Genomic DNA, 7,200 nt, shown 5'->3' with positions numbered 1-7,200 from the left:
AAATAATATAGATATAGATTTCGATATTTTAGCATATGAAGATTACAAAACCTTAATAATAAATAGCAATTCATTTAATATGGATAGAATTATAATAAAGATATTTGATAAAGATAATAAAAAATGGGGAAATGAACAGTTAGTTTATGTTTCTAAAAGTAAGTATATAGATAGATCTTATTTACTAACCAATAATAAAATACATTTTTTAATTTTAATAAATGAAAATAAAGATAAAGCTGTTATTTATAAAAATATTGATACAAATAAAAATGGATTTCAGAAAGAAATTGTTTTATTTGAAAATAAAGAAATATCCTCTTGCCTTATTACCACTATAAATAATATATTATGGGCTGTTTGGATAAGTGAAAATAAACTTTATGCTTCATATTCAATTAATTTAGGAGAAGATTTTTCAGAACCTAGGGTATATAGGTGTATTAATGATGAAAACATAGAAAAGATTGGGATTTTAGAAGAGGATAATATAAAGGAAGTTTATTTTTATGAGGAAAATGAAAAGATTAATTTATTTCTTGAAGATATTTTAAAAATAAATAAATTTAATTTTACTATAGAACATAAAAATATAGATTATAATTTAGAAAATATAACAATATGTTAAATATATAATTAAGGATAGTAGGTAGTTTTATGTAAAAATATAACTACCTACTATTTCTTTTGAATAAAAATAGCTACTGTTTTATTTGTAAAAATTTATTTTAAATTTTTTAGATATTCTAAAACTTCGTTAGAATTACCTTCAAAAATTATTGTCTTATTATTCCTATCTTTTTGTAAGGTATAACTATACATTGGATCGTAATATTCTTTTAAAAATAGCTCTATCCAATATTTATGATAATCTATTTTTCCGCTGTTTAATTGAGTTTTATAAGCAAAATTTAATTCATCTAATACTTTTTTAAATCTATCTCCACCTAGTTTTTTCTTTAATCTATCCATACTTGAATATATGTAGTTAAACCATTCAGCAAGTCCATTTTCAATACCATAATAGTTTATGTATTCTTTTTGAGAATCAATTACGTATTCAACCAAAGTATTTTCCACACGCTCTTCAATAGTAGAAGATACTAAGATTTTTTTACCACTATGAAAAAAATCATAAAATTCTTGAGGAATAAAATTTTTACCAATATTTTTCCCTTCATCTTCAAAAATTAAATATTCAAAGTTTTTACTTTGTTTCTTTATTAAATCATAGGCCAAATTATTTTCAAAATTAATTTGAGTAGGTTGTGGTGAAACATGAGATCCAAAGGATGAACCTCTATGATTAGCAATTCCTTCTAAATCAATTGAGTTGTCTATATTTTTTAGTATTTTTGTTTTGCCAGAGCCAGTATAGCCTGTTAAAATAATAGGTTTATAATTTTGATTTTGTATAGATAAATTTTCAATTAAGTAATTTCTAAAGGCTTTATATCCACCCTTCAATCTTAGAATATCTTTATTCAAAGCTTCACTTATCCATTCTTGTGCTATTCTAGATCTAGATCCACCTCTAAAGCAGTAAATCATAGTATTTTTATGAGTTTCTATAAAATTTATCCAAGAATTAATTCTATCTTCTCTTATTTTTCCAGAAACTAACTTGTAACCAAGTTTTGTAGCTTCTTCATTTCCTTTTTCTTTATAACAAATACCTATCATATGCCTTTCTTCATTATTTAATATAGGTATATTAGTAGAATTTAAAAAGCCCCCTTTTTCATATTCAATTGGTGCTCTAACATCAATTAATGGAATATTATTTAATACTATTTCTTTAAATTCATTTGTTTGATTATCTTTTTTTAACATAATTCCATCCTTTTTAATTTTAATCTGTTAGTTTTAAATGACTTTGTTAATTTTAATACTTTTAAGAAAATTTGCAAGAAATATAAAAATTATATATACTTATTATAAAATTTTACTAGAATAATCTCAATATTTCAATTATTGTGACTTAGTTACATAAAAAATATAAGATTTTAGATAAAATAAAGATATAAATGAAAGAGGAGATGATAAAATGTTAGGTTTGTTTAATAAAAGTTCAAACAAAATAATAAATGTTAATGATATCGATAATTTAATAGGAAAGATTAATTTAATAGATATAAGAGAGCCTTTTGAATATAGAGGTGGAAGTATAGAAAGTGCTAAAAATATTCCTATGGGAAATCTTTTGGAAGAACCAGAAAAATATTTAGAAAAAGATAAAGAATATCATATACTTTGCCAATCAGGTGGAAGAAGTGCTAGAGCATGCAATAAATTAAGTGGATTAGGATTTAATGTAATAAATGTTGCAGGTGGAGTAGGTTCTTACGCAGGAAGCAAGAGAAAATAAGATATTGAATGGATAATGGATAATGCATAATGCATAATTTAGGAAAAAACTCCTTTAGGATTTTTAGAAAATAAAGAAAATAAGTTTTTAGTAATTTAGAATAAATTACTTCCTTAATTCTACATTTTTAATTTTTAATTATTAATTTAGCTGCTGAAAGTAGCTAGAATGGGGGTATTATGAAGAAAATATTAATAGTTGGTGGAGTTGCTGGTGGTGCTTCAGCAGCGACAAGACTTAGAAGATTAAGTGAAGAAGATAATATAATAATGTTTGAAAAAGGACCTCATGTTTCTTTTTCTAATTGTGGATTACCTTATCATTTAAGTGGTGTAATTGATGAGGTGGACAAGTTACTTCTTATGAGTCCAGAGAAATTTAAAGCACAATACAATATTGAAGCTAGGGTAAATAGTGAAGTACTTGCTATAGATAGGAAGAATAAAGAAATAGAGGTTAAAAATTATTTGACTGGAGAAGTGTATAAAGAAAGTTACGATAAGTTAATTTTATCTCCAGGTGCAAAGCCAATAGTACCGAATATTAAAGGTTTAGATAAGGTTAATATATTTACAATTAGAAATGTTGTAGATATAGATAAGCTAAATAAATTTGTTAAAGAGCTTAATGCTAAAGATATAGCTGTAATAGGCGGAGGTTTTATAGGTGTTGAGGTTGCTGAAAATTTAAGAAAAGCAGGTTATAATGTTTCTTTAATAGAAGCAATGGAGCAAATATTAAAACCTTTTGATTATGATATGGTACAAATTCTACATAAAGAAATGTATGATAAGGGAATTAATTTAATATTAGGAGATAGAGTTGAAAGCTTTGAAGAAAACAAAGTTGTTTTAGAGTCTGGAAGAAAAGTAAATGCAAAAGCTGTAGTAATGGCAATAGGAGTTACTCCAGAAATAGCTTTGGCAAAAGAAGCTGAACTTGAAATTGGTGTAACTGGAGCAATTAAAGTAGATAGTAATTATAAAACAAGTGATGAGGATATATATGCAGTAGGTGATGCCATTGAGGTATATAATGCTTTAACTCATTCTATGAGTAAACTATCATTAGCAGGTCCAGCATTAAAACAAGCAAGATCAGTTGCAGATCATATAAATGGAAAAAAAGGATTAAATAAAGGATATATAGGATCATCAGCTATAAAAGTATTTGATTATAATGCAGCATCTACTGGTTTAAATGAAGGGCTAATTAAAGCATTAAATATGAATATAAATTATGATATAGTAAGGCTAATTACTAATGATAAGGTAGGAATTATGCCAGATTCTAAGCCTATTCATTTTAAATTATTATTTGAAGTTCCTACAGGAAAAATTTTAGGGGCTCAAGCTATTGGAATGGGAGATGTAGCTAAAAGAGTTGATATAATTGCAACTATGATTAAACTAGGAGGAACTATAGAAGATTTAAAGGATTTAGAACTTTGTTATGCACCACCATATAGTACGGCTAAAGATGTTGTAAATTATGCTGGATATATTGCATCAAATATATTAAATGGAGATTTTAAACAAGTAAATGTAGATAAAGTTAGAGAGCTTGTAGAAAATAATGCTTATATTATAGATGTAAGAGAAATAAGAGAGTATGAAAATGGACATATAAAGGGTTCAAAAAATATTCCGTTAAGTCAGCTTAGAGAAAGAATTGATGAGATACCAAAAGACATTCCTGTTTATTTACATTGTAGAACTGGTCAAAGAAGCTATAATGCAACTTTAGCATTACAAAATCTCGGTTATAATAATATTTATAATATAACAGGAAGTTTCTTAGGCTTATCTTTCTATGAATATTATAATGATCTAACTACAAAGAGAGAAAGTATAGTTACTAAATATAATTTTAAATAGAAATATGCTAGATATAAAATATAAATAATAAAAACAAAAAAGTTGTGTTACTAATATTTTAGTGATGCAACTTTTTTATATATTAATAAAAACAATATAAAATAAATCTAAAAATAAGAATAAATTGTTAAAAAATAAATAAATTGCTAAATTATTTCAATAGGAGTATAGTAATAGATAAATATAGATAATTGATATTATTTGATAATTATTAAACAATGTTAAGGCGAAATGAATGAGGAGGATTTATTAATGGAACGTTTAAAAAACAAAGTAGCTATTATTACAGGAGGAGCACGTGGAATGGGTGCATCACATGTAAGACTATTTGTTAAAGAAGGTGCAAAAGTTGTTTTTACAGACTTAAATGAAGAGGAAGGTAGAATTTTAGAGCAAGAAGTGGGTTCTAATGCAAAATTTATTAAACATGATGTTACTGATGCAGAGGGATGGAGTAAGGTTGTAAATCAAACTGAAGAAATATTTGGACCAGTAAATATTTTAGTAAATAATGCTGGTATAGCGGCAAATAAATCAATTTTAGAAATGACTGAAGGAGAATATAGAAAAATTGTAGATATAAATCAAGTATCTGTTTTTCTTGGAATTAAATCAGTAATTTCTTCAATGAAGAAAGTTGATAAAGCTTCTATAATAAATATTTCATCAATGAATGGAATAATAGGAGGGGCTATTGGATACACAGATACAAAATTTGCAGTTAGAGGAATGACAAAGGCAGCAGCTCTACAATTATCACCATTTGGAATAAGAGTTAACTCAGTACATCCAGGTGTAATAGAAACACCAATGGTTACTGAAGGAGCAGTAGGTGAAGCAACTAAGCAATTTGCTAAACAAATTCCAATGAGAAGAATAGCAAAACCAGAAGAAGTTTCAAACTTAGTTCTTTATCTTGCTTCAGATGAATCAAGCTATTCAACAGGATCTGAATTTATTATAGATGGTGGAATAACTGCAATGTAGTTTGATTTAAGATATAATTACAGATTTATTTATAAAAACGATTAAATCAATATAGTACAAGCTTATATGATTTAAATAAATATATTATATTAAAACCCTCTGTTTTACAGGGGGTTTTTTATTGAATTTTATTAATAGGTTGAAAAAATGATAGCTATTGGGTAATATTGTAAGTGAGATGAGGGTAAAAGGAGAATAGAGAATGTTAAAAATATCAACAATTGAAGAATTAAGAAATAATGGGGTTATTAAATTTATTGAATGTAGTAAAAGTGAAAGAGATAATGGAGTAGATGTTTTAAGAGATACTAAAACAAATATTTATTATAAGATTTCTCAAACTTTAGAAGAGGTACAAATAGAAATTTTAGCAAGATGTCTTAGTTATTTACGTACTATAAGTATTGTGATAGTTTCTTTTTTTATTATATTTATATTAACTATGATTTTTAAATTATCATTATTATTTTAAGCTTATTTATATAATGAATGTTTATTTTTGAAGTTTTATATAGTGATATGTTAAAATATACTTTATAAGACAAATAATGAAATAGCAATATTGATGTTTAGTAGTATAATTTATATAAATAAGCAATAAAACAATATAAGAATGGAGAGTGACATAATGAAAACAGTAGAAGAAAGATTTTTAGAATATGTTAAGCTAAATACAAAGTCAGATGAAACAACTAGATTGACGCCAAGCACTAAGGGTCAATTAGTACTTGCTGAAAAATTATTTAATGAATTAAAGGAATTAGGTTTAAAGGATGCAAGAATAAGTGAGCATGGATATGTATATGCAACTTTAGAAAAAAATTGTAATAAAGATATACCAGCAATTGGATTCATAGCTCATATGGATACTGCACCAGATTATAGTGGAGAAAATGTAAATCCAAAGATTATAGAAAATTATGATGGAGGAGATATAAAATTAAATGACTCAGAAATATTATCTCCAAAGTTTTCACCAGAATTAAGACAGTATATAGGACAAAGATTAATAACGACAGATGGAACAACTCTTTTAGGTGCTGATGATAAAGCTGGAATTGCAGAAATAATGACAGCAGTAGAATACTTAATAAATCATCCTGAAATAGAACATGGGGATATAAAAATAGGCTTTACTCCAGATGAAGAAATTGGAGAAGGAGCAGATCACTTTGATGTTGAAGGATTTGGAGCAGATTTTGCTTACACCATGGATGGAGGAAGAATTGGAGAACTTGAATTTGAAAACTTTAATGCAGCTGGAGTAAAAGTTAAAATTAAAGGTGTGAATGTTCATCCAGGATATGCAAAAGATAAGATGTTAAATTCAATAATGGTAGCTAATGAATTTATAAATAGTCTTCCTTTAAATGAAGTACCTGAAAATACAGAAAGATATGAAGGATTTTATCATCTTACAGATATAAATGCTACAGTTGAAAATACAACTTTAAGTTATATAATAAGAGATTTCTTTAAGGATAGCTTTGAAGAGAGAAAAAATAAAATAAGAGAAATTGAAAAAGAATTAAATAAAAAGTATGGAGAAGGTACTGTAGTAGCTGAAATAAAAGATCAATATAATAATATGAAAGAAAAAATAGAACCAGTTATGCATATAGTAGAAAATGCACAAGAAGCTATGATAGAAGCAAATGTTACTCCGAACATAAGACCTATAAGAGGTGGTACTGATGGAGCAAGATTATCATTTATGGGACTTCCAACTCCAAATATTTTTGCAGGTGGAGAGAACTTCCATGGAAAATACGAATATGTACCAGTTGAGTCTATGGAAAAAGCCGTAGAAGTTATTATTAATATAGTAAAACGATATGGAAATGCTTAGATACAGTAAATAAATAAGAAAAACTCCCTACTTAGGGAGTTTTTTCAGTTTGTTGAAAAACCCCTGTTTTAAAAAAACAGAGGCTTTTTCTATTATAAATTGTGGATAAATTTAATATT

General features: G+C 26.2%; 7 protein-coding genes. 6 read left to right on the top strand and 1 reads right to left on the bottom strand.

What is annotated here, in order from left to right:
• Nucleotides 1-628, top strand: a 628-nt coding sequence (locus H9660_RS15280; RefSeq protein WP_207729504.1) for a hypothetical protein, incomplete at its 5' end; no start/stop codon positions are given.
• A gap of 95 nt (nucleotides 629-723) precedes the next feature.
• Here H9660_RS15280 and mnmH read toward each other — a convergent pair.
• Entirely contained in the window at nucleotides 724-1,833 is a 1,110-nt protein-coding gene (gene mnmH, locus H9660_RS15275; RefSeq protein ID WP_191751244.1) for a tRNA 2-selenouridine(34) synthase MnmH, read from the bottom strand.
• Nucleotides 1,834-2,047: 214 nt separating this feature from the next.
• On the opposite strand from mnmH, the gene H9660_RS15270 reads away from it, so the two are divergent.
• The 5 genes from H9660_RS15270 (at nucleotide 2,048) to pepT (ending at nucleotide 7,081) form a co-directional block, all read left to right on the top strand.
• Nucleotides 2,048-2,368: a rhodanese-like domain-containing protein gene (locus H9660_RS15270; RefSeq protein ID WP_191751243.1), complete on the top strand. Its 321-nt coding sequence runs from the start codon at nucleotides 2,048-2,050 to the stop codon at nucleotides 2,366-2,368.
• A gap of 176 nt (nucleotides 2,369-2,544) precedes the next feature.
• A complete protein-coding gene (locus H9660_RS15265) occupies nucleotides 2,545-4,245 on the top strand; it encodes an FAD-dependent oxidoreductase (RefSeq protein ID WP_191751246.1) in 1,701 nt (566 codons plus the stop codon).
• Nucleotides 4,246-4,497: 252 nt separating this feature from the next.
• Entirely contained in the window at nucleotides 4,498-5,232 is a 735-nt protein-coding gene (locus tag H9660_RS15260; RefSeq protein ID WP_191751242.1) for a glucose 1-dehydrogenase, read from the top strand.
• Between the two features lie 202 nt (nucleotides 5,233-5,434).
• Nucleotides 5,435-5,704: a hypothetical protein gene (locus H9660_RS15255; RefSeq protein ID WP_191751241.1), complete on the top strand. Its 270-nt coding sequence runs from the start codon at nucleotides 5,435-5,437 to the stop codon at nucleotides 5,702-5,704.
• A 141-nt stretch (nucleotides 5,705-5,845) separates the two neighbouring features.
• Nucleotides 5,846-7,081 (top strand): peptidase T, encoded by a 1,236-nt coding sequence (gene pepT / locus H9660_RS15250; protein WP_279289602.1) that lies wholly within the window; start codon nucleotides 5,846-5,848, stop codon nucleotides 7,079-7,081.
• Nucleotides 7,082-7,200 lie beyond the last annotated feature (119 nt).

It is taken from the genome of Clostridium gallinarum (assembly GCF_014836325.1).
In the GTDB taxonomy this organism is placed as follows: domain Bacteria; phylum Bacillota; class Clostridia; order Clostridiales; family Clostridiaceae; genus Clostridium; species Clostridium gallinarum.
The sequence above is the reverse complement of the archived record's forward strand: the minus strand, read 5'-3'. Positions and strand labels throughout refer to the sequence as shown.

Coding starts and splice junctions, on each gene's coding strand:
- mnmH (WP_191751244.1), bottom strand. CDS start 1,833: ATGTTAAAAAAAGATAATCAAACAAATGAATTTAAAGAAATAGTATTA.
- H9660_RS15270 (WP_191751243.1), top strand. CDS start 2,048: ATGTTAGGTTTGTTTAATAAAAGTTCAAACAAAATAATAAATGTTAAT.
- H9660_RS15260 (WP_191751242.1), top strand. CDS start 4,498: ATGGAACGTTTAAAAAACAAAGTAGCTATTATTACAGGAGGAGCACGT.
- H9660_RS15255 (WP_191751241.1), top strand. CDS start 5,435: ATGTTAAAAATATCAACAATTGAAGAATTAAGAAATAATGGGGTTATT.
- pepT (WP_279289602.1), top strand. CDS start 5,846: ATGGAGAGTGACATAATGAAAACAGTAGAAGAAAGATTTTTAGAATAT.